Origin of the sequence: Neobacillus paridis (assembly GCF_016765675.1) — a bacterium.
Lineage (GTDB): Bacteria > Bacillota > Bacilli > Bacillales > Cytobacillaceae > Neobacillus > Neobacillus paridis.
Map to the genome: position 1 here is coordinate 231292 of NZ_JAESWB010000005.1, position 26394 is coordinate 257685.

The 26394-nt window shown below is 40.2% G+C and carries 25 protein-coding genes; 2 read left to right on the top strand and 23 right to left on the bottom strand.

The window, feature by feature from the left end; translation table 11 throughout:
- Window positions 1–33: 33 nt before the first annotated feature.
- From JK635_RS01075 to JK635_RS01085, 3 genes are all read right to left on the bottom strand, one after another.
- On the bottom strand, window positions 34–612 hold the full coding sequence (locus JK635_RS01075) for a DUF2087 domain-containing protein (RefSeq protein WP_202651563.1): 579 nt from the start codon (window positions 610–612) through the stop codon (window positions 34–36).
- 302 nt (window positions 613–914) lie between these two features.
- The gene (locus JK635_RS01080) at window positions 915–1097 is read right to left on the bottom strand and encodes a Fur-regulated basic protein FbpA (RefSeq protein WP_202651565.1); all 183 of its coding nucleotides are present in this window, start codon (window positions 1095–1097) and stop codon (window positions 915–917) included.
- A gap of 200 nt (window positions 1098–1297) precedes the next feature.
- Window positions 1298–1873: a YitT family protein gene (locus tag JK635_RS01085; protein WP_308079111.1), complete on the bottom strand. Its 576-nt coding sequence runs from the start codon at window positions 1871–1873 to the stop codon at window positions 1298–1300.
- A gap of 464 nt (window positions 1874–2337) precedes the next feature.
- Here JK635_RS01085 and JK635_RS01090 point away from each other — a divergent pair, with 464 nt between their 5' ends.
- A complete protein-coding gene (locus JK635_RS01090; protein ID WP_202651569.1) occupies window positions 2338–2655 on the top strand; it encodes a hypothetical protein in 318 nt (105 codons plus the stop codon).
- A 143-nt stretch (window positions 2656–2798) separates the two neighbouring features.
- Here the strand turns inward: JK635_RS01090 and JK635_RS01095 are convergent, their stop codons facing one another.
- The 20 genes from JK635_RS01095 to JK635_RS01190 form a co-directional block, all read right to left on the bottom strand.
- On the bottom strand, window positions 2799–3653 hold the full coding sequence (locus tag JK635_RS01095; protein ID WP_202651571.1) for an HAD family hydrolase: 855 nt from the start codon (window positions 3651–3653) through the stop codon (window positions 2799–2801).
- A gap of 220 nt (window positions 3654–3873) precedes the next feature.
- Entirely contained in the window at window positions 3874–5340 is a 1467-nt protein-coding gene (locus JK635_RS01100) for a C69 family dipeptidase (protein WP_202651573.1), read from the bottom strand.
- 162 nt (window positions 5341–5502) lie between these two features.
- Window positions 5503–7005, bottom strand: coding sequence for a hypothetical protein (locus tag JK635_RS01105; RefSeq protein ID WP_202651575.1), 1503 nt, complete (start codon window positions 7003–7005; stop codon window positions 5503–5505).
- Entirely contained in the window at window positions 6992–8221 is a 1230-nt protein-coding gene (locus JK635_RS01110) for a hypothetical protein (protein WP_202651577.1), read from the bottom strand. Before JK635_RS01110 ends, JK635_RS01105 begins: the two co-directional genes overlap by 14 nt.
- Window positions 8222–8301: 80 nt before the next feature.
- Window positions 8302–8607, bottom strand: a complete 306-nt coding sequence (locus JK635_RS01115) for a BC1872 family protein (protein WP_202651579.1) — start codon at window positions 8605–8607, stop codon at window positions 8302–8304.
- Between the two features lie 102 nt (window positions 8608–8709).
- The gene (locus tag JK635_RS01120) at window positions 8710–10191 is read right to left on the bottom strand and encodes an aldehyde dehydrogenase family protein (protein WP_235887804.1); all 1482 of its coding nucleotides are present in this window, start codon (window positions 10189–10191) and stop codon (window positions 8710–8712) included.
- A gap of 75 nt (window positions 10192–10266) precedes the next feature.
- On the bottom strand, window positions 10267–11643 hold the full coding sequence (locus JK635_RS01125) for an aminotransferase family protein (RefSeq protein ID WP_202651581.1): 1377 nt from the start codon (window positions 11641–11643) through the stop codon (window positions 10267–10269).
- An 80-nt stretch (window positions 11644–11723) separates the two neighbouring features.
- Window positions 11724–13181 carry a Na+/H+ antiporter NhaC gene (gene nhaC, locus JK635_RS01130; RefSeq protein WP_202651583.1) on the bottom strand — a complete coding sequence of 486 codons (1458 nt, stop codon included), beginning with the start codon at window positions 13179–13181 and terminating at the stop codon, window positions 11724–11726.
- 40 nt (window positions 13182–13221) lie between these two features.
- Window positions 13222–13896 (bottom strand): DUF1028 domain-containing protein, encoded by a 675-nt coding sequence (locus tag JK635_RS01135; protein ID WP_202651585.1) that lies wholly within the window; start codon window positions 13894–13896, stop codon window positions 13222–13224.
- An 80-nt stretch (window positions 13897–13976) separates the two neighbouring features.
- A complete protein-coding gene (locus JK635_RS01140) occupies window positions 13977–14429 on the bottom strand; it encodes a RidA family protein (protein WP_202651587.1) in 453 nt (150 codons plus the stop codon).
- 127 nt (window positions 14430–14556) lie between these two features.
- Window positions 14557–15255, bottom strand: a complete 699-nt coding sequence (locus JK635_RS01145; RefSeq protein ID WP_202651589.1) for an ABC transporter ATP-binding protein — start codon at window positions 15253–15255, stop codon at window positions 14557–14559.
- The gene (locus tag JK635_RS01150) at window positions 15248–16042 is read right to left on the bottom strand and encodes an ABC transporter ATP-binding protein (RefSeq protein WP_202651591.1); all 795 of its coding nucleotides are present in this window, start codon (window positions 16040–16042) and stop codon (window positions 15248–15250) included. Before JK635_RS01150 ends, JK635_RS01145 begins: the two co-directional genes overlap by 8 nt.
- Window positions 16035–17057, bottom strand: coding sequence for a branched-chain amino acid ABC transporter permease (locus JK635_RS01155; protein WP_202651593.1), 1023 nt, complete (start codon window positions 17055–17057; stop codon window positions 16035–16037). Before JK635_RS01155 ends, JK635_RS01150 begins: the two co-directional genes overlap by 8 nt.
- A 13-nt stretch (window positions 17058–17070) precedes the next feature.
- Window positions 17071–17937, bottom strand: a complete 867-nt coding sequence (locus tag JK635_RS01160; RefSeq protein ID WP_202651594.1) for a branched-chain amino acid ABC transporter permease — start codon at window positions 17935–17937, stop codon at window positions 17071–17073.
- 10 nt (window positions 17938–17947) lie between these two features.
- Window positions 17948–19117 carry an ABC transporter substrate-binding protein gene (locus JK635_RS01165; RefSeq protein WP_368857060.1) on the bottom strand — a complete coding sequence of 390 codons (1170 nt, stop codon included), beginning with the start codon at window positions 19115–19117 and terminating at the stop codon, window positions 17948–17950.
- Window positions 19118–19154: 37 nt separating this feature from the next.
- Entirely contained in the window at window positions 19155–20621 is a 1467-nt protein-coding gene (locus JK635_RS01170; RefSeq protein WP_202651596.1) for a 4-hydroxyphenylacetate 3-hydroxylase family protein, read from the bottom strand.
- A gap of 236 nt (window positions 20622–20857) precedes the next feature.
- Window positions 20858–22129, bottom strand: a complete 1272-nt coding sequence (locus JK635_RS01175; RefSeq protein WP_202651598.1) for a Zn-dependent hydrolase — start codon at window positions 22127–22129, stop codon at window positions 20858–20860.
- Between the two features lie 143 nt (window positions 22130–22272).
- Window positions 22273–22839, bottom strand: a complete 567-nt coding sequence (locus tag JK635_RS01180; protein ID WP_202651600.1) for an FAD synthetase — start codon at window positions 22837–22839, stop codon at window positions 22273–22275.
- Window positions 22840–22866: 27 nt separating this feature from the next.
- Window positions 22867–24330 carry a 4-hydroxyphenylacetate 3-hydroxylase family protein gene (locus tag JK635_RS01185; RefSeq protein ID WP_202651602.1) on the bottom strand — a complete coding sequence of 488 codons (1464 nt, stop codon included), beginning with the start codon at window positions 24328–24330 and terminating at the stop codon, window positions 22867–22869.
- A 20-nt stretch (window positions 24331–24350) separates the two neighbouring features.
- Window positions 24351–24824, bottom strand: a complete 474-nt coding sequence (locus JK635_RS01190) for a flavin reductase family protein (RefSeq protein ID WP_235887805.1) — start codon at window positions 24822–24824, stop codon at window positions 24351–24353.
- A 260-nt stretch (window positions 24825–25084) separates the two neighbouring features.
- Here JK635_RS01190 and JK635_RS01195 point away from each other — a divergent pair, with 260 nt between their 5' ends.
- Window positions 25085–26386, top strand: a complete 1302-nt coding sequence (locus JK635_RS01195) for a helix-turn-helix domain-containing protein (RefSeq protein WP_202651605.1) — start codon at window positions 25085–25087, stop codon at window positions 26384–26386.
- Window positions 26387–26394 lie beyond the last annotated feature (8 nt).

Here is a 26394-nt window from a genome sequence, read left to right on the forward strand (position 1 = left end):
TTATCTAATTTGTTTTCAAAAAAAATTTCTCTGTTAACGCAGCCACCACAACTCAACCGGATTTAACTCATATTGGTTATTTTCCCGATACATAAATTGGCACATAATCAGTTCGCGGCGTAATGTAGCATAATCCTCATGAAATTGCTTTAAATATTCGTTGATTTCTTTTTCCGGATACACTTTTCCCATTTCCAATCCATTAATCATATGCTCAAGCACCACGAGCTTTTTCTTGCGCTGCGCCGGGAAGTTCTTCAATTTTCCATCTTTTGTAAAGAAATTCTGAATAATTGCATTGCGTTCCTCTGCTGTCACTACCATTTCCATATTGTTTTCTCCCCCCATTCCAATGTTTAAAATCGCCTTCGCGCCCATCTCCAATGCTTTTATATTCAGCGAAAAATAGATGGTGTTTTTGTCACGTCGTTCCTTTATCAGTCCGACTTCCCTCAGTTTTGCGATGTGATGAGTGATCGTTGGCGGTTTCAGTCCCAGCTTTCCGGCCATTGCTTGGCCATGCAATGGACCCTGCTTCAACAGCGCAATAATACGAATTCGAGTTAGGTCCCCCAGTGCCTTATGAAATTCAACCATTTTGTTTAATTGCATTTTTTGAACCACCTACTTAGATTAATATCAAATTAGATATTAATCTAATTTGATATGATTATCAAGAGGTAAATGAACTTTTTCCAAAAAAGTTCCCTACAAATTCATGACGTTCCGTATACTTCACAAAATGGCACTACAAATAGAGGATAGAACCGCAATGTTCTATCCCTTTCTTTGCAATGAATGCTTTCCTAGGTTTTCATTTAGATATTGAAAATAAAAAACCGCTGGTGCGGTAACACCATACGGATTAAAGCAAGCATTGTTTTCTATTCTACAGCTGAATATTTTTTTTTATGTTAAATCCACTGAATAGAGCCAAACTCACCATGCGGATGATTTTGTGATTTAAATCTTCTATATTCATATTCCAATTTTGAAAGGGACAATTCGTTTAGCCGCTTATCTTCTTTTGTAAACACGTTAAAAAAAATAAGTTTATTGATTAGTTTTTGTCTCTTTTTTTCAACGTTACCTTTCATGAAAAACACTCCTTGCATTTAACTTAACATTAGCGTCCGATTCCCGACAACTGATGATTTTTTAGTTTCTTAACTTATTTCTATTTTATACTTATAATTCCTATATGTAAAGTATGAATTAAAATACAAAAAAATCACCTTAACACATGGAAAAACTCCCAATCTACGGGAGTTTCACTTTTAGTTATGTCTTCTCCCCTTTATCCTTCGTTTTTTACGATGGAAGATGTGATAAACGCGACTATAACAATAGCCAGACAGGAACACAGAAAGCTTTTCAGATCAAATAAGGCAAATCCGGCCATAACGATGAGCCCATCAAGTAATATTATGATGATGGCGATGTTAATGGAAGTTGTTTTGGAAATCACTCTTGCCAATAAATCCGTTCCACCGGTGCTTGTCTCGTATTTAAGCATAAGAGCCACTCCGATCCCAATAATGATCCCGCCTAACAAAGCACTTTCAAGAGTTGTTGCATGAAATTGCGAGCGAATCGGTGAGAACAAATCAATAAATAAAGAAGAAACCAATAAACCTTCCAAACTATTTAAAAAATAGGCTTTTTCATAATAAGCGGCCAGCAGGCAAATCGGCAGGCTTAAAAAAAGCATCGTCATCCCTGTCTGAACATGAAAGTAATAATGAAGAATGAGCGCTATCCCAATAATTCCACCATCGATTAAATGATGTGGTACTAAAAAAGCATTAATCCCAACGGCCAATAACATACTCCCAACAATCGTCGCAATAAATTTCGAAAAAATAACAATCACCTTGACCAACTTTTTGGTTTATTTTATGATTGATTTTTCCAATTCAGAATTTGATTTAAGCCATCAGTTTTAAACAAATTGCGACTTTAGTTTTTTTCAAAACGCTTAATGGAAAACTGCGAAATATCGACATCATTTTTTCCAGAAATAATTAGGTTGCATAAAGCTTCGCCCACCGCACTGCTAAATTTAAAACTGTGACCGGAAAACCCTGCGGCGATTGCCACACAAACTAGTTTAAAGCTTTTTAATATTCAAACTGTAGGTTTTATTAAATTTGAATATTTTTTTACAATTTCGTCCCTCAATCGATCCTGTAATTTTCATCACACCTTCGCTTAATCATCGAAGGTACAATTTATCAGTAAGGAAGAGGCCTTCGCGGGGACTTATTGAGTCGTTTTTAAATCAATTAACCTCAGGGGGAAGATCCTCAAAAGTTTTTTAAAGGAGGAGGTAAGATCATGCTTAAAATATTGGTATTTGTTCTCATTGCTATTAATCTTGTTTTATTCAGTATGTTCTTTGAAGGGCTGATCGAGCAATATAAGTTAGAAAAAGAAGAGGCAAAAAATACCGTCAAAGGTGGAATGGAAGGATACTTGGAGCAAACGTTCGGCATTGGCGCCTTTAAGATTTTTAAATCGATGGTCGACATTGATGGCAATGTCAGATATTTAGTATATTTGCCGAAATACGAGTGGTTCAAAGCCCCGACATATCAATGGTATGAAGTATATGCCACCCAAAACGGATATCAGCATACAGAAGTAAACCGATAATTTTTTTAAAATTACATAGAACCTCTGAAAAGTCTGCCACGTCCTTACGATGAAATCCCCAAAAAAGGATACAGAATCACAAGATTCTCGTATCCTTTTTTTGCCCATCCTATTAGCTAAGATACATGTTGCAGCATAATTAATTAAACCAAGAATTTCTCCTTCAAGTAATAGTAAACTCCGTCTTCGTCGCAAGTGAAATTCGTCACTTCATCGGTAATTTTTTTCACCCGGTCTGTTGCATTTTTCATCGCAACTGCTTGATGGACCAGCTTCAGCATTGGCAAATCATTGTCACTATCACCAATAGCCAACGCATCATTAATAGATAAACCAAAGTGTTTTAACATCTGTTGAACCCCTGTTGCTTTATCTACGTTCGCTACCATCACCTCAGCATTGTGCTCTGATGATACTGACATCGTAAATTCGATTTCTTTTTGCAATTGCTCCAGTTCTTTTTTCCAGCTATTAATATGATCTTTTGTTCGAGCAAAAAAGTAAAATTTGGAGAATTCCTTTCCTGTAATATCGTCCTTCCAGTCAATTCCTTCTGTAATTGCTTTCTTTCGCTCAAGCCATTCATTAATCCCGACGCTTTCCGGCTTCGGATCCTCAATCTCAGCTTCCATAAATGCTTGATCCTGTTTTAGGGCAATGCGAGGGGCTCCGTATGGAAAAAGTTCATAGTACACTTTATGTTCTTCCGCCATTTGAACCACTTTTTCAACGAGATTAAGCGGCAGGGTATGTTTAAAAACGATTTTCTCGCCAACGTAACCGGCCATTCCGTTTGAAGCCACAACCCCATCTACTTGAAAACCAGGTGGAACCAATCCTTCAATTTCTTCATATGCTCTTCCAGTCGCAATAAAGACTAGTATTCCTTTTTCCCTTAGTTTATCAATGATCTCTTTCGTACGAACACTTACTCTATTTTGATGGTTTAAAATCGTACCATCCATATCTAAAAATATTGCCTTTGTTGTATATTCCATGCCGTTTTTCCTCCACCTATGTAAAAAAATGATGTCTCCCCTAGTATACACCGTCATGCGTCCTGCTGCCAAAAAAGCTTGTCAATTTGCGCACCATTCTTTAGCACTTGCTTTTCCCTTTTTAAAAAGTGCCAGGCACCATGTTTTCACATGGTGCCTGGCACTGGTGTTGTTATTCACCAAAAATTGGCAAGCGCTTTTAGCACTTGCCAATTTTATTTTATAGATCTGGATTGAAGACACCTTTTGAATGACTGGCAATCTTCGTAATTAATTCATTTCGTAGGGTTTTAGATTTTGAGTAGGCATCTTCAGCTGTTTTATTACTATATTTATTTAAATAATCAATCGCTTTTTTCGGATCCTTTTTATATAAGTTCAAAGCTTCTTTTTCAACTGAAGGCTGTTTGGCCAATAATTTATCTTCGTATTTGCCCCAATAGTTTTTCACGCCAACACCAAGATTAGCAGGGTCTGTTGCGGCTAAAGCTGCAGGAGCTCGGAAAGCCCAGTAAGCTGAATCAGTGCTAAAAATGTCGTTGCCATGCTTATAAGCAGTAGGAGTGTCCAGAATTGCTGCATAAAATGGCAAATAAACACTGTATTCCGGATTAGCTAAGCTAAGCCACATCACATTGTTAATTTTATTCGCTCTCAATTGAATCACATGAGATTCCACTGTCCGGTCAACACCTACAGCCCGTTCATCTTTACCAGTTGGGGTAGATGGATCATACGGAGTCCCTTCATAGTGAGATCCCAAAAATTTCATGACTTGTTTTGGCGTAATTTTCTTATCTGGCGTCATAAATAATGGATAACGTTGTAATTCAGCATTTTGCGTAATCGACGGAGTAAAGGTTCTTTCTCCCCACCATTCTCTGCGGGAATTGTATTTTTGGCCAACTTCTCCATAAGTTCCGGCAAAGTCAAATGGTTTATCTTTACTATAGTTGGTAATTAGACCTTTTCCAACCGCGTAAGAAATAACTGTTTTCGATCCCATGAAGTTTTTCGTATCGTTTTGATTGTAATTATCAATTCTTAATCCATTGGCCACAATGAGATATTTAGTGTCAGGCACTCTTTCAGCCACCCATTGATGGCCTGTGGCCACTTCAAAATACCAGATTTCATTTTTATCGGCAATGGCCAGTCCGTTGGCTTCGGCAGAACCATATTTTTCAATGTACTGACCAAGTAATTTGGCACCGTCACGGGCTGTTTTTACACGTGGTAAAATCAATGACGGAATGACCGATTCAGTCACACCTTTCGCAATAAATGGATCGGCTTTTTCTGCTTTTTCATTGGCGTACGCACTATTTGTAGCCGAAACCGCAACGCCGTATTCATTAATTCCTGCTTCCTCGAAAGGCCCTTCTGAAGGATCCCAGTCTGGTACCGCAATATATTTGTAAGAAACTGATGGTTGCGTGACCGTTAAACCCGTGACAAATTTTTGTTTTTCTCCCTTTTTGTGCGTTTTTCGAGGGAATACCTTGACATGTTTTGACCATGCGCTTGATACATCCTCATTGCGCGCAACCAAGACAGAGCCATCTGCGGTCGCCTTTTTTCCGGCAAAAACCGATGTACAAGCGCTCGCAGGAAATGCAAAGCCTCCAACTAATAAGGCCGTACTGGCAACTGCAGCTATTGCTCTTTTCATCCTGTGTGCCTTCATTTTCTTTCCTCCCTTTATATCTCTTATTGGAACAAGCTTATTATAACGTCAGTTAAGAAAAGGAAATGTTAGCACTTTCACATTTTGTATATGCACACAAAAAATTCATAATTTCCGTTGGCTGAATGGAGCTACTGACCCGTTTTTAGGCGAATTTTACTTTTATCGAGTCTGCTTGTACAAGGTTTCCCAGCTTTCCAGTAAGTACGCGTCGATTTCGTGCTGCCGTTTCTTTTGTTTTTTCAAAAAAGTAATAAACGAGCTCAACAATGCCAGTAATTCCGCCCAATTGAAAGCAAGCGGATTCCAGCCATAGCTCCACAGCTTCACAATGTTACCACCCATTGTCAAGCTGTGAGCCAGTGTCAGCATCGAGGAAAGCTTGCCTTTATGTGCTGTGCTCATGTTTTTCACAAATAAAAAATCAAAATTCGCGATATTGTAATATAAACGAATCACAATCTCAACCGTTGCCGGGACGAGACTCATCGTCGCAAAATGGCGCAAATCATAGCCATTAGAATACATAAACCGCGCTAAATGTGGGTATGTAACCTGTTCGCCGTTTTCTTTGAGAGTAAATGGTGATTCCTTCTTGATGCTCTGTAACATTGTAAAAAAAGGCGGCTGAACACCAGAAGAAGTGGGAATATCCGATAACGTATGGGCAAACACCTGCAAAATCGCCTCCAAAACGTTCCCGCTGCCATCGCCCGTTTTCAACATATGGAAAACACCATTTTTGTCAATCGTTGTCATCGTTCCCCGCAAAATATCGATGACCCCGAAGACAAAACCAAGGATCGGGTCATGCCCTGGACTCATCAATCGGTGGAGACTCGGTCTTAATCCATCAATGTTTATTCCCTTCCCTTTATCATTATGGCTGATATCATAAGGGACCTTGGCATATTCCTCAAGTTTCTTTTGCATTTCCCGAAGCCATTGATAGAAGCCATTGTCCTTCGTCTCATCAAACTGATTCGGCCGCCGACCGCTTCTTCCATTACTACCGGCCGATGGAGCTTTTCCCATAATCATGTCACTTTGTTTATTTAAAAATTTTGTCACTGGGCTTCCTTTATATTCCTGGCCCTTGAAATTCATATCCCAGGGAATTCTGACAATGAAAAAATCTACGAGTATTGCCAACAAAGCCGATAGGGCGACCACTCCGTAATCCCACTCCGTCCATGAGAGTTTGCCAAACTTATCATCATACTGTTTCAATACAGCTCGCGCCTGCTCGACTCCAAGAATCTCCAGCAGCGGATCTTTTGAGGTATCGAGATGATGTTGTCGTAAATATTCATCAACAGCTGTTATGTATTCTTGGTCATTAGCAATTTCCAAGACTGGGAGCGGCTGAAGCTGGTGATATCGCTTGTAAAAGCTTTCAGCTCCGGTTGGTTCTAACTCTCCAACTCCCTCCCAGGTTGACAAGTCGTCTTCTGTTTGTGCTGGATAGATGTGATCACGTTCCAGCCCAAGGGTTTTGAACATTTCCGCTAGTTCTTCATCAAGAGCGTCCAATTCAGCTGAAACGGAAGCGTCATCTGCTTTGATTTTAGTGGTGATCGTCGATAGCTCTGAAAGCCTGCTATTTACTTGCTGTAATTGGTGGTGCTGTGCGAGTAAGGCCCGCTCCATCTCAGGCTTCTTCATACTGAATCCCCTCTTGCAGCTGCAATTCGCGGCTGCGTAATGTCGATAGGGCATCTTTCAAAACCCTGATTTCCCGTACTACTTTAGCTAATCGCTGTCTGTTCATTTCTGCTTCTTCGGCTATCTCCAATACTTGAGTTGTAAAATAGTTAATATCCTCGATAAGATAATTAATCGTGTTTTGGCTGTTCATAATCACTTGTTTGATTAAAAATTCGCGCTTATTGGCGATTTCCCGCTGACCATTATTGGTTGCCCATTTGACAGTTTTATAGGCACCGACACCAAGCAGAACTACTACTCCGATGCCGGTAACCATCGAGCTTAAGCCTAGAACTCCGCCTAACCCCAGGCCTGCAAGACCAGAGGTGATGCCAGCCGCACTCAACCCTGCCGTTCCGCTTAGGTAAACCGCCGCCATCGGGACGCCCACGGCACCTGCTTTCGCTGCCATCGCTTTGGCATTTTTTATGATATCATTATCACTAATCTGGCCGTTTAAGATTTTCTCATCCATCTCACATGCTTCTTCTAAAAAGAGGATTTTGTCATCGCCTATTTGATATTTTTGGGCAATCTGTTTAATAAAAGCTAATTGAACTTCGTTCAGCCTATTCGTGGTTACCTTTGCGAGGCGAATGCAGTTTTTTATTAAAGACAAATGCAGAACCTCTTCAGATCCTCCGGGAGCTTTTTCATCCATTGCTGAAAGTAACGCTTCAAGCTCTTCATCCACCTGCGTCATGTATTCACGGATGACCATCCGCTGCTGGACATTAAAATTTAACTGTCCCATTAAAGAATACAGTTCCACTAATTCCTTCTGGTCCAATTCTCCGTCAGCGTAGCCAAGATGAATCAAAATTTTTGTGTAATTAATTTTGACAACCTCATCCATATCTTCGAGGATAACGTATTTTTCTTCCTCGGGAAGTTTGGGTTTCGGTGCCACTTTCACCTTCATGTCATCAATAAAAATTTCCGCATCAAGCTTGAAATCGTCAAGTTTATATTTAACATCCTCTTTTATATCGCCAACTTTATCTTTAACATCATCGACAAAAATTTCCGCATCGAGTTTGATGTCTTCCACTTTGTCGGCCACTTTGCTTTTAATCGAACTAAGTTTTTCGTCCACTCCCCATTCGTACATTTTATATTCGGCTTCATCCTTTAAATCAACGATTTTTTCTTTCATACTGCGAAAAATACCCATTCTGCTTCCCCCTGATGAATCAAAATCTACTACAACTATAATCTTACTTTTTCAATCAAGCTAGGCAATTCAGAAAATATTTACAACCACTCATCAGGAACCGAGCGATTATCGGCAATCGAAAAAGCGGCATTAGTAATGGCTTCTGCCAAAGTCTCGCCCGTCTCGCAAACATCCCCAAAGCATGCCGTCGTTCGGCCATCTGTTGTATAGGTAAACCCTAGTTCCTTCATTCTCGCCACAATCCGCAGTGCGTGGTCAAGATTTTGCTCCGGTTGAAAATCTGAAACAGCAATAAATTCTCCTTTTTCATAATCAAACCAGCGGTCCCATCTATTTAATTTCCAACCTAGTATTCTTCGCGCAATAATTTCCACTTTATTCATTTTGCGACTAACTCCTTCAGCCTTGATTCCATTATTTTAGCATTTCCCGCTGCATTGAAAAAGGCACCAAGTGAAAAATCACATGGTGCCGATGTGATGCCATTATTCCAAATTAACCCATATACTCTTGACTTCTGTATAACTTTCAAGTGCGTAGGCGCTTAAGTCTCTGCCAAAGCCTGATTGTTTATAACCGCCAAATGGGGAGGCCGGGTCAATAGCGTCATAACAATTGATCCAGACACTGCCCGATTTGATTTGATTCGCCACTTTATGAGCCGTTTTCACATTTTCCGTCCAGATACCTGCTCCTAACCCGTATGGAGAGTTATTGGCACGTTCTATCACTTCCTCCACTGAATCGTACGCCATCACCACAACAACCGGACCAAAAATTTCTTCCTTGGCGATGATCATATTCTCTTCAACATCAACAAAAATTGTCGGTTCTATGAAGTACCCTGTATCCGATTTTCCACCTCCGATTGCAATTTTTGCTCCTTCTTTTACCCCTATATTGATAAATTCAGAAACACGTTCCTGCTGTTTTTTTGACACGAGCGGTCCCATTGTTGTTTCTTCATCCAACCCATTGCCAAGCTTCACCTGTCTCGCCAGCTCCACCATTCCTGCCACAACCTCATCATATTGGCTCCGATGTACATAAACACGGGAACCAGCGCTGCAAACCTCCCCTTGATTAAACATGATACCGTTAAAAACTCCGGGGATTGCTTTTTCTAAATCTGCATCTGGCAGAATAATATTCGGTGATTTCCCCCCCAGTTCAAGGGTTAGGCGTTTCATCGTGTCAGCCGCTTTTTTCATAATTTTTTTACCAACCACTGTAGATCCGGTAAACGAAATTTTATCGACATTCGGGTGTTCCACTAATGCATTACCGGCAATCTCACCAAAACCAGGTACAATATTTACAACACCAGCTGGGAAGCCAGCTTTTTCAACCAGTTCAGCAAAATAAATAGCTGATAACGGCGTCTGTTCTGCCGGCTTCAACACGATGGTACAACCAGCCGCAAGTGCAGGAGCAACTTTCCAGGAAAGCATATTGATTGGATAATTAAACGGAATAATTTGTCCCACTACGCCAACAGGTTCGTGGCGTGTGTAATTTAAGAATGAATCAGATACAGGAATCGTTTGTCCCATATTCTTTGTTGCCCAGCCAGCGAAATAACGAAATTGCTCGATAGTTCCGGGAACGTCGACTGCACGCGTCTCGTTGATTGGCTTCCCATTATCCAGACAGTCCAATTGGGCCAACTCTTCTTTATGTTCTTCAATCAGGTTTGCCAATTTATATATAAGATGCCCTCTGTCAGCAGGCCGCATTGTTGACCATAGTCCTTTTTCGAACGCATCCTTCGCCGCCTTTACGGCTTGATTAATATCCTCAACACCTGCCTCATAAACGCTTGCCAAAACTGCTCCGGTTGCCGGGTTATAAGTGTCGAACGTTTTTAAAGAGACAGATTCCACAAACTTCCCATTTATATAAAGCTTTTTTGTCCCCTTTAAAAACTCAATCACCCTACTGCTTAATTCTTGAACTTGATTCACCAATTAAACTCACTCCTTAACTAAAAAATAAACATGTCAGAGATAAACGGATATTATCTCTGACATGCCCTATTGGGATTAAAGTGTTTTTTCAAATGCAGTTAGTGCATCATCTACAATACTAATAATCTCTTCTACTTCTTCTTTATTAATAATAAGAGGCGGTGCAATCGCAACAATATTCTTTCCTTCTTCAAAATCAGCCGCCCTTAAGATTAATTTATTGGTAAAGCAATGCTCAACAACAAATGCTGCAGCCCGAATCGATTGTTCAAAAGCTGTGTCAGTATCAGGATCGGCTTGCAAATCAAAACCAGCCAGCAATCCAACAGCTCTTGGTTTAGCAAAATGTTTGTGTTTATCACTTAAATAGTCAAAGCCTTTTTTCAGAACCTGTTCCATATTTTTGGCGTTTTCAACAAGATGATCACGTTCGATAATTTCCAAGTTTTTCAAAGCTACAGCACAGGCAGTTGGGTGACCACTGTATGTGAATCCATGTCCAAGGATTTGATCGTATTCTACGACGGTATCTCTGATTTCCTTGTTAACTAATACTCCGCCTAATTGGGCATAACCGCTGGTGATTCCCTTTGCCACACTCATGATATCAGGTACAACGTCCCAATTTTCAACACCAAACCATTTACCGGTACGACCAAAACCACAAATGACTTCATCAGCAATTAATAAAACATCATTTGCTGTACACAGGTCCCTTACAGCCTTTAAGTAACCATCTGGAGAAACATGAACCCCGCCGGCACCTTGAACTGGCTCTAAAATGACCGCAGCAATATTTTCCGCACCTACCTTTTCAATCGTGTCACGGATACAGCCTTCATAGTTTGGATCAGTTTTATCACCTAGCTCGCAGTTAGTAACGTGGCCACGTGCATGTAAAATATCGCTATCCTTTGAGCCTGCAAAGCTATGGAAGGCATCGATTCCAGTAGCCGTACCAGCAGATACAGTAGCTCCATGATAGCTGCGGGTAATCGAGATAATTTTCTTTTTCGTTGGCCGGCCCTTCAAATTCCAGTAGAATCTGGCCAATTTGAAGGCTGTATCATTGGATTCAGAGCCGCCGGATGTATAGAAAATGGCGCTTAAATCGCCAGGGGCAATGGAAACAACCTTCTCAGCCAAACGGACTGCATTCGGATTGGAATAACTATAGAATGAAGAACTATATGCAATTGTGCTCATTTGATTATAGGCTGCTTGTGCCAGCTCCTGATTTCCGTGACCTAGGTTTACATTCCAAAGCATGGAAACGCCATCAATGTACGTATCACCCTTTACATCCGTTACCCTAATTCCTTTCCCTTCTTGAAAAATAATTTTTGGACCTTTTTCTAAAAATTGCTTAGGTACCGTTGTCGGGTGTAAGTAATACTTCTTATCGATCTCAATTAATTCTTGAATTTGTGATAATGTTTGTGGGTTTGCCATTCTTTAAAACCTCCTAATTAAAATATGAATGAAATATTTCAGCCATCTGGATGCAGTCTTGATAATATGTTTCTAAATACCTATGAAGTTGGTACGCTGGATTCTTTTGCCCCATCGATTACAATCCCCATCTCTGCCTGTTCCTCCGGAGATAACCGGTTAATCCTAAAATTAAAATATCCATATGTGATGGCCACAAATGTACTTAAATAGCAGAAAAAGGCGTATGGAGCATATTCAAGTGCGGAAACTCCCAGCACTGAGTACATGAAAATCCCACAGGTCGTCCATGGAAGCAGGCAGGCTGTGACTGTTCCACAATCCTCCAATGTACGGCCTAATAATTTTGGATGAAACCCACGTTTCTTATATTCATTCAAATACATTCTTCCTGGTATGACCACAGACATAAACTGATCACAGCCAACAACATTTGACGCAATACAAGTACCAGCAGTTGCTGAGATTAAGCTGCCTGTTCGTTTTACTCTATTAAGTAACGCACCAAGAATGGCCTCCAATATTCTTGCCTTTTCAAGGGTAGCACCAAATGATAACGCAATGAGAATTAGTGAAACCGTATACATCATGCTCTGGATTCCACCCTGATTTAATAGTTCATCTGTCACTTCATTCCCGGTTTCAATTGTAAATCCATTGTTCATAATCGAAAGCATATCACCTAGTGGTGCTTGCTGAACGAATACGGCAATTAATGCTCCAATGATGACTCCGATTGATAATCCAGGAATAGCGGGAATTTTTAGCACAAAAATTAAAACAATGATTAGGAGTGGAATTAATAACAGAGGTGAAATGACAAAGTTGTCTGAAAGAATTTTCTGAATTTCCGCAGCCTGTGATAAATTTGCCCCATCGCTGTGAAATTTAAAGCCAATAAAGGTATACAAAAGAAGTGAAATAATGAGTGTCGGTAATGTTGTATTCATAAGATTTCGGATATGATCAAAAAGGTCGATTCCGACTACTGCTGAGGTAAAGTTTGTCACATCTGATAGCGGACTCATTTTATCGCCGAAATACACACCTGAAACGACTGCACCGGCAACCATTGGCAATGGTATTCCTAATCCCTGGCCGATACCCATTAAGGCAACACCAATTGTCCCGGCAGCAAACCACGCATTCCCCGCCATGCTCACAAATACTGAAATGATACATGCGGTTAACAAATAATAGGTTGGTGACAATATCCCAATTCCGTAATAAATCATAGAAGGAACAATTCCTGCCGCCACCCAGGAACCAATAAACGCCCCAATAATAACTAAAATAAGTAATGCCTTAATCGAAACACTAATTGTTTTCGTAATCTGCTCTTCAATAGAATGAAATGAATGGCCCAGTTTTAAAGCAACTAATACCGCGACAACCGTACTAAGCAAAAGCGGCACATGTGGATCAGCTCCATAAACACCAATTCCAAAGGCAAGTGATACACCCATAAAAACAATAGGAATTAATGCAACCCAAACCGATGGTAATTTATCCACGTTATGATTGTTTTCCTTTTTCATTCACTTCCTCCTCACATTCGATATGAAAGGCTCCCAACTTTTATTCGTCACCCTTCACCCCGTAGGAAGGGGCTGCTTCAGGGTACACGGCTCTAGCTTCGTAGTCATTTGCCTGGGGTTCGTATATTTGCCAAAGTTTCTTTAAATCCTCAAGTGGCTGTTCACTATAATCTATTCTTAAGTCAACATATGGAAAAGTCTGATCTCTATAGACTAAAAGCCCGATTGAATGCTCTTGGTCAAGTTCTCCACCCATTTGAAACCCTTTTTCGATTGCCGAGATTAATCTTTCTGCTAAAGGCTGGCCTTCCAATTGTAAAAATACCCTCCCCATAGCTTCAGGAATGGTTGGATCACTTAAAAGATTGCCGATACTGGCAACATTTTTATTGCAAAACTCTCCATGCACACCTAATGCTTTACTACCGGTAAATGCAGCTGAGTTACCTTTTGCATCAACCACTGCCAGCTGCCGATATTCCGGATAAGGTGAAGCCCCCTTCATTGAGCGAATTGCCGACTCGGCATCAAAACCGTTTTCTAACACTGAAAAGCCAATGGTTGCCAACCTTGAATCTGTTACATTTTGGGTTAAGATAGCACCAACCCCTGATTTCGCCCATGGGCATCTTGCACCAACAGATGGACTGCTAGAGGTAACAATTACCCCGAATGCCCCCGTTGTGGCACAACGTCCCGCAACCGAAAATGTCATAAAAAACCCTCCTTAAGCAAAATCAAAAAATATTTATGCACCATGCAAATAGTAATAATTAACTGCAATAAATCTAATCGTTATTCACTAATAACCGCTTCTACATCTATCTCCATTAACATTTCCGGCATCGCCAAGCCGTTTACGATCAACCCTGTGCTGCATGGATAAACATCTTTAAAATGCTTAGCAATGACAGGATATACTTTGCTACGATCTTCCCGATGCAATAAATAAACGGTAATTTTGCAAATATCTTTTACTGAAGCCCCGGCCTCTTCCAGTAATTGCTTTACACAAGTACAAGCCACCTCGGCTTGGGCTGCTGCATCGCCAATTCCATGAAAGTTACCATCCAGATCAAATCCGGTTTGACCTCTTAAGAAAACCCGATTTCCTGCGCGGACAGCCATGCAAAATTCATTTGCAATATGATGTTCCGGCTTCCCTAAATGTTTTGGATAAAACTGCTCCGTTTTAAACTTACGAAATCTCTGAATCTCTACTTTTTTCGTTTCACCATGGATTGACATTTTCAATATCCTCCCTATAAATTAGATTATTGTCATTTAAAGAATAAATCCTTTTATATACCTTAAATGTAATTTAATGTATATTCTGAAAATTGTCAAGTTTTAAAAAATATTTTTTTACCTTAGATTAGCCTAAATAAGATCGTTGTACAATCTCGCTTTGCTTCAGCTCTTCTTTCGTTCCTGCACCAGCTAATCGGCCTGCCATTAATACATATCCCCTGCTGCAAAAATCAATAGCCATCTCCGCATTTTGATCTACTAACAAAATTGTCGTCCCCTGCATATGCAACTCGGTAATTTTATCATAGACTTCTAGAACAAGTTTCGGCGATAAACCCATGGACGGTTCATCAAGCAATAATAGTTTTGGGGCCGTCATCATCGCACGGGCAATAGCCAGCATTTGCTGTTCCCCACCCGAAAGTAATCCCGCTAATTGATTTTTTCGATCCCTAAGAATAGGAAAAGGCTCGGTAACTTCTTCAGCTCTTTGTTGCCGCTCTTTTGCAGGTAACGTATAGCCGCCTAAGATTAGATTATCCCAAACAGAAAGTAATGGAAATACATGCCTGCCTTCAGGAACAAGTGTCATACCACGACTCACAAGCTTAAAAGTTTTTTCATGAATGATCGACTGCCCATTTAGTAGAATGTCTCCACTTTTGGGCCGCAGTTCCCCAATGATCGTTTTCAATAGCGTACTTTTTCCCGCGCCATTCGCACCTATTACCGAAACGGCTTCATTCTCCTCTATCTTTAAACTAACATTGTCTAAAGCACATATTTGCCCATAATATGTACTTATATTTTGTACTCTAAGCATTGGCTTCAGCCCTCCCCATATATGCTTCAACTACTGCTGGATGGTTTTGAATCACTTCTGGAGGCCCTTCAACCAATTTTTCGCCAAAATTGATAACTGTGATTTGGTTCGACAATGTATTCACTAAGTGCATATCATGAGCGATAATTAAAATGGTAATCCCCTGTTGATTCACCTGTGAAAATAACTGCATCAACTCCTTCGTTTCTTTCTGATTCATCCCTGCTGTAGGCTCATCAAGCAGTAATAAACGTGGATTTGTTGCTAAAGCTCGAGCTATTTCCACCCTTCTTTGATTCCCATAGGATAATTTTGCGGCATATTCATTTCGCATATCCCACAACCCGACAAACTGCAAAATTTCTTTAATTCGGTCCTTTGCCTGACGTTCCCTCTTCCGAAATTCATTGGAACGAAATAATGCTGGCAGAAGTTTTCCGCCTGTTAATAAGTAGGTTCCAATTAAAACGGTTTCAAACACTGTCATATCTGGAAATAGACGAATATTTTGGAACGTCCTAGAAACACCATACTGAGCAATTTTATCCGGTCGTAAAGAAGTGATGTCATGATTAAATAATTTTATTTTCCCTTCGTTGGGAGCTATTACGCCCGTAATCAGGTTGAACAATGTACTTTTCCCTGCACCATTTGGGCCAATTATGGCATGTATCGCATTCTGGGTAACGGAAAATGATAAATCATTCACGGCCTTTACACCCCCGAAAGCCTTAGAAAGACGCTCGACAGTTAAAATGGCTGTATCGTATCCCTTTTCACTACTCATAGCCTAGCCCCTCTTTCTCGACTGATGATTTCTCAATCAGTATATTTTTTTGAAGGAAACGTCTCTTTATTATTTGGATTAATCCCATGATTCCTTTAGGGAAAAACATGATCATGATGACTATCAAAAATCCGTAGATTAACATTCTTAGTTCTGGTGTTTCCCGTAATGCTTCCGAGGAAATCGTCAGAATGGATGCTCCAATAATGGCACCTGCGATGGAGCCTTGTCCGCCGATCATCACCATCGTTAAAATCGTGACAGACATACTAAAAGTAAAGGTTTCGGGACTGACAACATGCAGAAAATGAGCATATAATGCCCCCGCTGCACCACAAAACGTAGCAGAAATCGTAAACATCGTCACTTTCGTCTTAAATACGGGGATTCCCATTGCTTGGGCAGCTAATTCATCATCACGAATCGCGGTACAGGCGCGACCAAAACCTGACCTAATCAAAAGCCTAGTAATCAAAATTCCGAGATACACAAAAATCAATAGCAGAGGATAATAATCATGATATTGAAGAAACGGGAATTCAAATCCCCCCAGCTTAATGGTTGGCGGTGCTGGAATTCCTGCTATCCCCATCGGGCCGCCCGTTAAATCTGTCCAGTTGAGAAAAACAAGCCAAATGATTGTCCCAAAAGCAAGGGTAGCCATAACAAGATATTCCTCGATTAACTTTAACCCAATAAACCCAATGATAAATCCAATAGCGGCCGTGATGACAATCGAAAATGGAAGTGTTAACCAAAATGATAAGCCTACTTTTTTGGCAACGATCGCTGCTGTATAGGCACCAATTCCAAAAAATGCCCCATGACCGACTGACACTTGACCGGTATAGCCAACAATTAAATCCAGTCCTAAAGCAAGGAGGGCGTAAATTAATATAAGATTAATAATGTACATAATGTATGGATTTGTAATTGCAAACGGTAGGAGAAATAAGGCGATTCCAACGATAATAAGTATGATTTTTTGAAAATATGATTTTTTCGTTTGTTCCATCCCTCTTCCTCCTTCAAACTTTTTGTTGAATAATTTTTCCAAAAATACCCTGAGGACGGACTAACAAGATAAATAACAGGATAACCATTGCCACTGCATCACGATAGCCGGAGGAAATAAAGCCAGCCGCAAAACTTTCAATTATTCCCAGCAGCAGTCCAGCAACCATGGCACCTGGTATATTTCCCATGCCCCCCATAACCGAGGCTGTGAATCCCTTTAGTCCAGCAAATATTCCCATGGTAGGATAAACCAGAAATACCGGACCTACTAGAATCCCGGCAAGTGCCCCAACTGCAGAGCCAATGGCAAAGGTTACAGAAATCACCTTATTGGCATTGATCCCCATTAATTGCGTTGCACTGATATTTTGTGATGCGGCTTGAACTGCTTTCCCCATAATTGTCCTATTCATGAATAGCTCTAAAACCATCATGACAAGTATCGTTAAGATGATGATAAAAATATAGTGTTGATTGATCATCATATCGCCTATTTGGATATTTTTATAGAGAAATGGCGATGTTAATCTCTCCGGGGTTGCCCCCCAAATATATTGAGCTAGATTTTGTAGAAAGATAGATATCCCAATGGCGGCAATCAATAAATTTAATTTTGGGGCATTTCGCATCCTCATATACACTGCTTTTTCCATCAAATATCCCAAGAGAGCACCCGCCAGAACGCCGCCAAGGTATGCTAACCATATTGGGGTATCCAATAATAAAAGATAAAGGGACACGAATGCCCCTCCCATATATACCTCACCATGTGCAAAGTTAATAAAACGAAGCACATTCCAAACCATTGTATAACCAATTGCCATTAAGGCATAAATACTGCCAAGGACAATTCCATTAATTAATTGATCGAAAAACATCTTTACCACCCTATTCCGATTCTTTTATTACGACAAAGGCACCTTTTTGTACTTGCATAATCATCGGAGAATTGGAACGGTCACCATTTTCATCAAATCTAATCGGTCCTGTAATTCCTTTATAATCAATATTTGCTAATGATTCGCGAGATTTTTCAGGGTCGCCCTTCCCTTCTTCCAATGCCTTAGCAAGAACCATTGCGGCATCATAAGCAATAGCGGTATTTGCTTGTGCTGGAATTTTATTTTCTTCCGCTATTTTTTTAAATTCCTTCATTTCTTCCGTACCCGCGTTTAAGTCAATCATCGAGGCAAAAATATGATTTTCAACAGCATCCCCGCCCAATGTGATTAATTGCTGCGAATACATTGAATCATCCGGTGAGAAGAATTGAACCTTTAATCCGGCCTGTTTTGCTTGTTGTTCAATTAAGGCCACCTCATTGTATAAGCCAACTACCATTATGGCATCTGGATTAAGAGTTTTAATCTTTGATAATTGTGCGGAAAAGTTTTTATCACCGGGGTTATATTTTTCGGTTGTAACAAATTCCACCCCGAGATCTTTTGCTGATTCTTTTGCGGCATCATACATAGTGATTCCATAGTCAGTATTTTCAAAGAGAGCAGCGATTTTCTTTACTTTTTTCTCCTCGGCCATATATTTCAAAACCGCTGGAACATAAACAGAACCCGTTAAAATGACCCGGAAAAGATATTTATTACCCGTCTTGGACAAATCCGGGCTTGCCCCCATGTTTAAATGAAGTACCTTAGCCGGTCCCGAAACATCTTGAGCCGCCAGTGTAGGGGAGGAATTATATCCTCCAATTATGCCTTTTACGCCATCATTCATAATCATTTTGTTGACAACAGCTACCGCTTCTGATGGTGTTGCTTTATCGTCTCCAACCATCAGTTTTAGTTGTTTTCCATTGATTCCGCCTTCACTATTAATCTTTTTAATCGCAAGCTCTACGCCATTTCTCATATCCTGTCCATATTGGGCATTGTCCCCCGTCATTGGTGCTTGTAGCCCTATATTGATCGTTCTACCTTCTTTTGACGAGGAACTTCCACCTCCTGATGTTGATTTAGTAGCCGAACACCCGACTAAAAGAACAGCCAAAATGATAAACAGAGATATTTTTTTTATTGGTAGTTTTTTAGACAATCTCACCTTTAACCCTCCTTGATCCAAACTCTTTTTTTGTAAGTTACAAACTTTTAATAGATGAGTGTTTATGCTTGAGCCCTGCTGCACGGCGCACTAATTCACGTTGTGGGGCCATGTCGAAATTGTTATAAACGGCCATTTGTTGAGCGAATGGCGGACTTTGAGCAAATAATTCAAACGTTGTCCGGTGCCCGGCGTAGGAGGAATTCAATAAATCTCTTGCAAAATAAAGTAATTTCCCGCGATCCTCAGGTGTCCACTCTCCTACAGAATAATACTGATCGAAATATTGTTTGATTTTCGGATCAGCCATTGTAGTAGAATCAGGAGTTACTGCCAGTTGACCGCCCACAAGCTCTCTTGTTAAATGAGCCATTGCTGGGAAATTAGCAAGGGCAAATACGCGTCCCGTATATAAAAGTGATTGATTCGGCATCATTAATCCACCGGGACTTCTTTCCGCTTCTGCAACGGCTGCCGTTAAATGAGCGTTTATTCCTTCGCGGTAATTGATGAGCTGAGAAACTTTCTCTTTTACTGCTTGGAGTTGATTTAGACCAGTTTGTTCAACATTTAATAGAGCGGTTCCGATTAAGTAATCGGCTCTGCGAAGCATTCTAAGGGTGTAATTAAAAGCAGAATAACGATGAAGTGTAGAACGGATGTAAGCGGCTGATTCTAAAGAACGATGAAATAGTACATTTTCCCATGGAATTAAAACATTATCAAAAATAAGAAGGGTGTCAATTTCCTCAAATTTTGTAGCAATTGGATAATCGGTAGAATTACGATCTGCTCCGAGTGAGGTACGGCAAATATGCTTTAAACCAGGGGAACCCATGTCACAAATGAAACCACAGGCGAATGGAGCCATTTTTTCTGATCCTGCATTCCAGTCAAGGATCGTTGGTTTGACAAAGGCCTGGTGGGCATAGGCAGCTGCTGTTTCAAATTTCGCCCCCTTGACCACGATGCCTTGATCATTTTCTTCAACAACGTGAAGTAAGGTCCCCCCATCTTTCCCGCTGAATAATTTACTTCTGTCCCCTTTTGGATCTGTATTTGCGGAAACATGGAAAAGATCTTCTCTGGCGACACGATCAATATGGTAGCGAATATTTTTGGCGTAGGTGGGGTCGATTTCGTTTAATTTATCTTGAGCATCATATAAAGACCACATTTCGCCAATGGTTTCGTCTCCGACCCGGTAAACGACACCGCCAAGATCATCCAAAACGGTTTCAACGTGTTTTCGAATGGCGGCCAGATCGTCATTTGTTTCTGGTGCTTTGTATGCTCTGGAAACCACCTCACCATCCACCAGAGTGGTCGTTAGTACGGGCTTAAATTTTTCTTCAAAAGCCATGTCGTACATTCTTGCTTTTACATCGATAATGGGCTTAAATGATGGGTGCTCGGCGACATTTTTCACCTTTTCCCCATCAATATAGACTTCCCTACCATCATTTAATGACTCGCGGTATTGCTCACCTGTCATTAAAGTCATAAATTTACCTCCCTCTGAACACTAAATGATAATATCTTGCTATTTTCGGATTTTGTCTTTATTTATTCTTTTAATTAAAAAATAACATCATTGTAGTAATAATGTCAATTAAATTTTCAAAAAATTCTATATTTTATGAACTAAACTTTTTTATTCTTTTTTTCTAAAATCTACCGGAAATTATCAAAAAAGACTGTCTCCGTTTAAGGACAGCCTTCAACTAATCAATCGCAATTCTACTTATTATTTACTTGGAGTTGGTCCTTTGTTTCGGGTAGAGCCCGGTCCAAGTTGAAGATTCCATGTAAGATTAAATTTCCTGCTTTTTCGATGTCAGCAGGTTCACTATATTCCTCCGGACAATGGCTTTTTCCAGCTATACTTTTAACAAAAACCATCACTGATCTAGTGATACTGGCCATATGAGCGGCGTCATGAACGGCCATACTAGGCAAAGTCAAATACGGTTCATTCATTTGCCTGGCCGTATTTTCGAGAATAGCTGCCAATTCTTGGTCCAAAACTACTGGTTTTTGATCAAGAATTACCTCCTTATGAAGTTGGACGCCTCGTTTTTTCGCTATCTCTGCCCACACCTCTTGGATGGAGTTAACGGCCAATTCAATCGTCTCCTCTTTCTCGGCCCTGATTTCCAAAACAAATTCGACCTCTCCCGGAATGATATTGGCTGCATTCGGTGTTACCGCTATTTTTCCGACTGTTCCAACCACATTCCCTTTCTCCCTGCAATATCTTTCAACCTCAAGAATCATTTCTGCGGCGGCAGTAAGGGCATCTATTCGATTCACCATCATCGTCGTACCGGAATGATTTGGTTCGCCAATCACTTTTATAAAACTGCGATATGTCCCGACGACGCTATGAATAACGGCCATCGAAATATCGGCACTTTCCAGCCTTTTCCCTTGTTCAATATGCAGTTCAATAAATGCTTTTTTTTCAGCTTGCATGTCCTTCATTGCTGGAAATTGGTTCAGTCCACCGCCGACCTTTTTTAATTCACCATTCAAAAGAGCTCCTGTTGAATCCCGAGATTCTTTTAATTGATCCGCTGTAAGTTTTCCGACGAATGAGCGGCTGCCAAAGGTGGATAAATTAAAATCATTGGATTCTTCCGCAGTAAAAGAGACAATTTCAAGATCGTGATCAAGATTAACTTTATTTTCAATAATTGTTTTTACAATTTCTTTTGCCATGAGGACTCCAAGAGAACCGTCATATTTCCCTCCATTTGGTACTGAATCAAGATGAGAGCCAATGACAAGACTACCGTTCTTTTTCCCGTTACCTTTCAGTTTTGCCCAAATATTGGCTGCACCGTCTATCGTTACAGTGAGCCCCATTTCTTCTAACTCTTTGATAAACATTTCGCGGACTTGATGATCAGCTGATGAAAAACTCGGCCTGGTGATTCCCCCACATTCATTTTTTCCGAACTCTGCATACTTCTCTATATCTACTAATAAACGATGTAAATTTATTTTCAAACTGCCATCCCTCACTTTCTGGTTTATTTCTTGCAGATATACATTTCCAGCCTTGCGAAATTCCAATCGGGAACTTTTACTTGCAAAAAACAGGAAGCAACAATTAGAAGTTCTAATTGCTGCCTTCCTTTTGCTACATTTTTTTAAACAGCGTAATTTTTTCCTTCTAGGAAAGAAATATATCGAATATCTCCCAATAAGTTTTTTGCTAATGAATAATTTCCCTGCTGTAGTAGCATTCGAATACGGGTTGAAGAGATTAACTCACCATGTTCACATTTCAATGGCTTTAAAACTCCAACCTTAAAGTGGCCTTTTAAATCCTCTATCGTTCCTTTCCGATCTTTACCAAATTGGAAATTTGGACCCTCCCATATTTCAACCGGGTCCAAAAACTTTAACTCATCAATAAAGTCTGACACCGTCTTTTGCATAAATGCTTCATTAAATTTCCCAACAATCACATGATCTACGCCAAGCATCTCAAGCCGGTTAAGCTTTTCCTCCAGTGTCGTAATCAGAGTACCTTTTTGAAAAAACACCTTTGGGGGCGGATCAAAGGTATACACCACGAAGGGAACTCCCAGCTCTGCCGCCCGTTCTTTTGTTTTTAACAATAATGCTTGATGCCCCCGGTGGACACCGTCAAGGGCGCCGATTGTGAGTGTCGATGCAGGGAGTCTTAACCTGCCTGGTGTATGAATTTCCAATAGAAAAAACTCCTTTCGTTGGACAATTTAGATGCTGACAACCGGTTCTTTCTTTTTAAGTCCAGCAGCGCGGCGCACTAATTCACGCTGTGGTTCCATATCGAAGTTATTAAATACAGCGGCATACTGGGCAAAAGGTGGACTTTGAGCAAATAATTCAAAGGTGGTTAAGTGGCCTGCAAAAGAAGAATTTAACAGATCCCTAGCAAAATAAAGTAATTTTCCGCGATCCTCAGGTGTCCACTCCCCAACCGCATAATATTGATCAAAATATTGCTTAATTTCCGGATCGGCCATTGTCGCAGTATCCGGAGTAACCGCCAGTTGTCCGCCAACAAGCTCTCTAGTTAGATGCGCCATTGCCGGGAAATTTCTCAAGGCAAACATGCGACCTGTGTAAAGAAGGGATTGATTCGGCATCATTAACCCGCCGGGACTTCTTTCTGCTTCCGTTACAGCAGCCGTTAAATGGGCATTAATCCCTTCACGGTAGTTAATGAGCTGGGAAATTTTCTCTTTTACGGCTTGAAGCTGATTTAAACCTGTTTGTTCAACATTTAATAATGCGATCCCAATTAAATAATCAGCTCTGCGCAGCATTCTTAGGGTGTAATTATAAGCAGAATAACGATGAACAGTAGAGCGAATATACGCGGCTGATTCTAAGGAGCGATGAAATAAAACATTTTCCCAAGGTATTAAAACGTTGTCAAAAATAAGTAGGGTGTCAATTTCATCAAATTTCGTGGAAACCGGATAATCCTCCGGGTTTTGGCCTAACCCAAGCGGGGATCGACAAATGTGCTTTAATCCCGGTGAGCCCATATCACAAATAAAACCACAGGCAAATGGTGCCATTTTTTCTGACCCAGCATTCCAATCCAAAATGGTTGGCTTGACAAAAGCCTGATGAGCATAGGCAGCAGCTGTTTCGAATTTCGCTCCTTTGACGACGATTCCTTTATCATTCTCCTCTACAACATGAAGCAAGGTTCCTCCATCTTTGCCACTGAATAATTTGCTTCGATCGCCTTTTGGATCGGTGTTGGCTGAAACGTGAAAGAGATCTTCTCTTGCCACTCGATCAACGTGATAACGAATATTTTCAGCATAAGTAGGGTCAATTTGATTCAATCGATCTTGAGCATCATATAGTGACCACATTTCACCGATCGTTTCGTCCCCTACTCGGTATACGATCCCTCCGAGGTCATCCAATACTGTTTCTACATGCTTTCGTATTGCTGCCAAATCCTCTTTACTTTCCGGAGCTTTATATGCTCTGGATACAACTTCGCCATCCGGCAGTGTGGTAGTTAGTTTGTCAGCTAACTCCTTTTCAAATGCCATATCATACATTCTCGCTTTTACATCAACAATTGGTTTAAACGCTGGATGGTCTGCGACATTTTTTACCTTTTCCCCATCAATATACACTTCTCTTCCATCATTTAATGATTCACGGTATTGCTTTCCTGTCATTAAACCCATTACACATTCCTCCTAAAATATTAAAACTCGTTAAACTGACCAAATTTTCCCCGATAGTAGACTAATGGTTCTCCATCAGCTGCCTCTGCGGTTTGAACCTCCGCTAAAAAAACGGTATGGGTACCACCATTCACTTCTTCTACCACTCGACATTCAAGAGTTGCCAATGTATCTTCCAAAACTGGATTCCCTAAATGACCGCAAGTAAAATCAATTTCACTAAATTTGTCTGTATTTGCCCTTGCAAACCTCAGGGCTAACTCTGTTTGTGTTTCCTTCATGATGTTTACGGTAAATGTTTTGGCATTTGCAATGGCATGACATGTTCCCGTATTTTTATTGACACAAACAAGCAACATTGGCGGTTCAACAGAAACAGAACTAACAGCACTAGCAGTAATCCCAAAATCAATTCCGTTATTCCTTACAGTGATTACGGATACACCAGTCGTGAAGTGTCCAATTACATGCTTGAATTGAGTTTCATCAATCAAAGTTGTAACCCCCTGGTTCTTGTTTATTCCACTCATTGATAAATGCCTCTCCTTTCAATTATGGAAAAATTCTTTATATATTCCTTTAATAAAAATATACAGATATATCCCAAATGTGTCAACAGAATTTTCAAAAAATTCATTAAAATATCCACGAAAATATTCTTTTTTCTATCTGAAAAAGTGGAGAGGAAATTAATTCCTTATTCATATCGTTATTGTTATAATTAAATAACAAACTATAATTGGGGGAGAGAAATTTGAAACCAAGAGCAGGAATTATTGGACCAGAAGATACCGTCCAACTTATTTCTGAAATAGCAGTTGAATATCGAGACCGCCTCCAACCGGTTCCATTTATTTATCAAAATACAGATCAAGCAGCGAGTATTTTTCAACAAAATCAGCAACTAGTTGACTTTTGGATTCTTGCAGGACCCGCCCTGTTTATTGAGATTCAAAAAAGTGGCATTAACCAACCGTTTTTTCTCCTGCAATTGGACGGTGCCAGTTTAACAAAGACTTTAGTAGAGATTGGCTACAATGATAAAAAGCAGCTTGAATCTGTTAGCATTGACATGCTTTCAGAGCGGGACGTTTATGAAACTTACCGAGATCTTCGGATTGCTAGTAACCATGTCCACGTTCATGAGTATACAAATGAAACTCCAATTGAAAATCTTTTATCCTTTCATCAACAACTTTATCGGGAAGGTAAAGTAGAACTTTGCATCACTTGTTTGCGCTCCATCTTTGAACAGCTATGTTCCCAGAATATTCCCACATATCGGGTTACACCAACGAGAAGCAATATCCGAGAAACATTATCAACAGCAATTCAACAATGGGAAACAATACACTTTAAACAATCACAGATTGCAGCAATTCTTGTAAAAGTGCAAGGGATGGAAAAGAAAGATAACCATAATATGGTGTCTTATGATTTGCATCGTCTAAATTTGAAGATTCAAGCTGCAGTTCTACATTTTGCAGAGACTATCTCTGGTTCCTTTGTCTCGATTGGAACTGGAATATTTTTAATTTTTTCAACAAGGGGATCTTTACAAAAAGGTAAGCAACCAATTAGTTTTTTGTTAGAAGAATTGGCACTAATTTCCGATTTTTCAGCAAATATTGGAATTGGCTATGGTGATACCGCGCTTGCGGCTGAAGAAAATGCACGGCTTGCCTTAAATCATGCTCAAAACTATGATTCGTTTAGCGCTTTCCTTGTGGATAACACCGGAACGATTGAAGGACCATTAAAAGAACAGGAGTCAATCACTTACCAATACCGGACAGAGAATAAGGAAATTAGCGAAAAACTGAAACATTGCGGAATAACTATTACAACATTTAACAAAATTTTATCGGTTCAACAAAGAATGGGTAACGGTTCTATCACTGCTAATCAAATTTCGGATTGGCTTAAAATGACACCTAGAAATGCCCGCCGAATTTTAACAGGGTTAGTCGAGAATGGCATTGCCGATATCATTGGTGAAGAAGCCCCTACCTCTAAAGGAAGGCCAAGGAAAATATATCGAGTTAATCATTTTTAAATATAAAA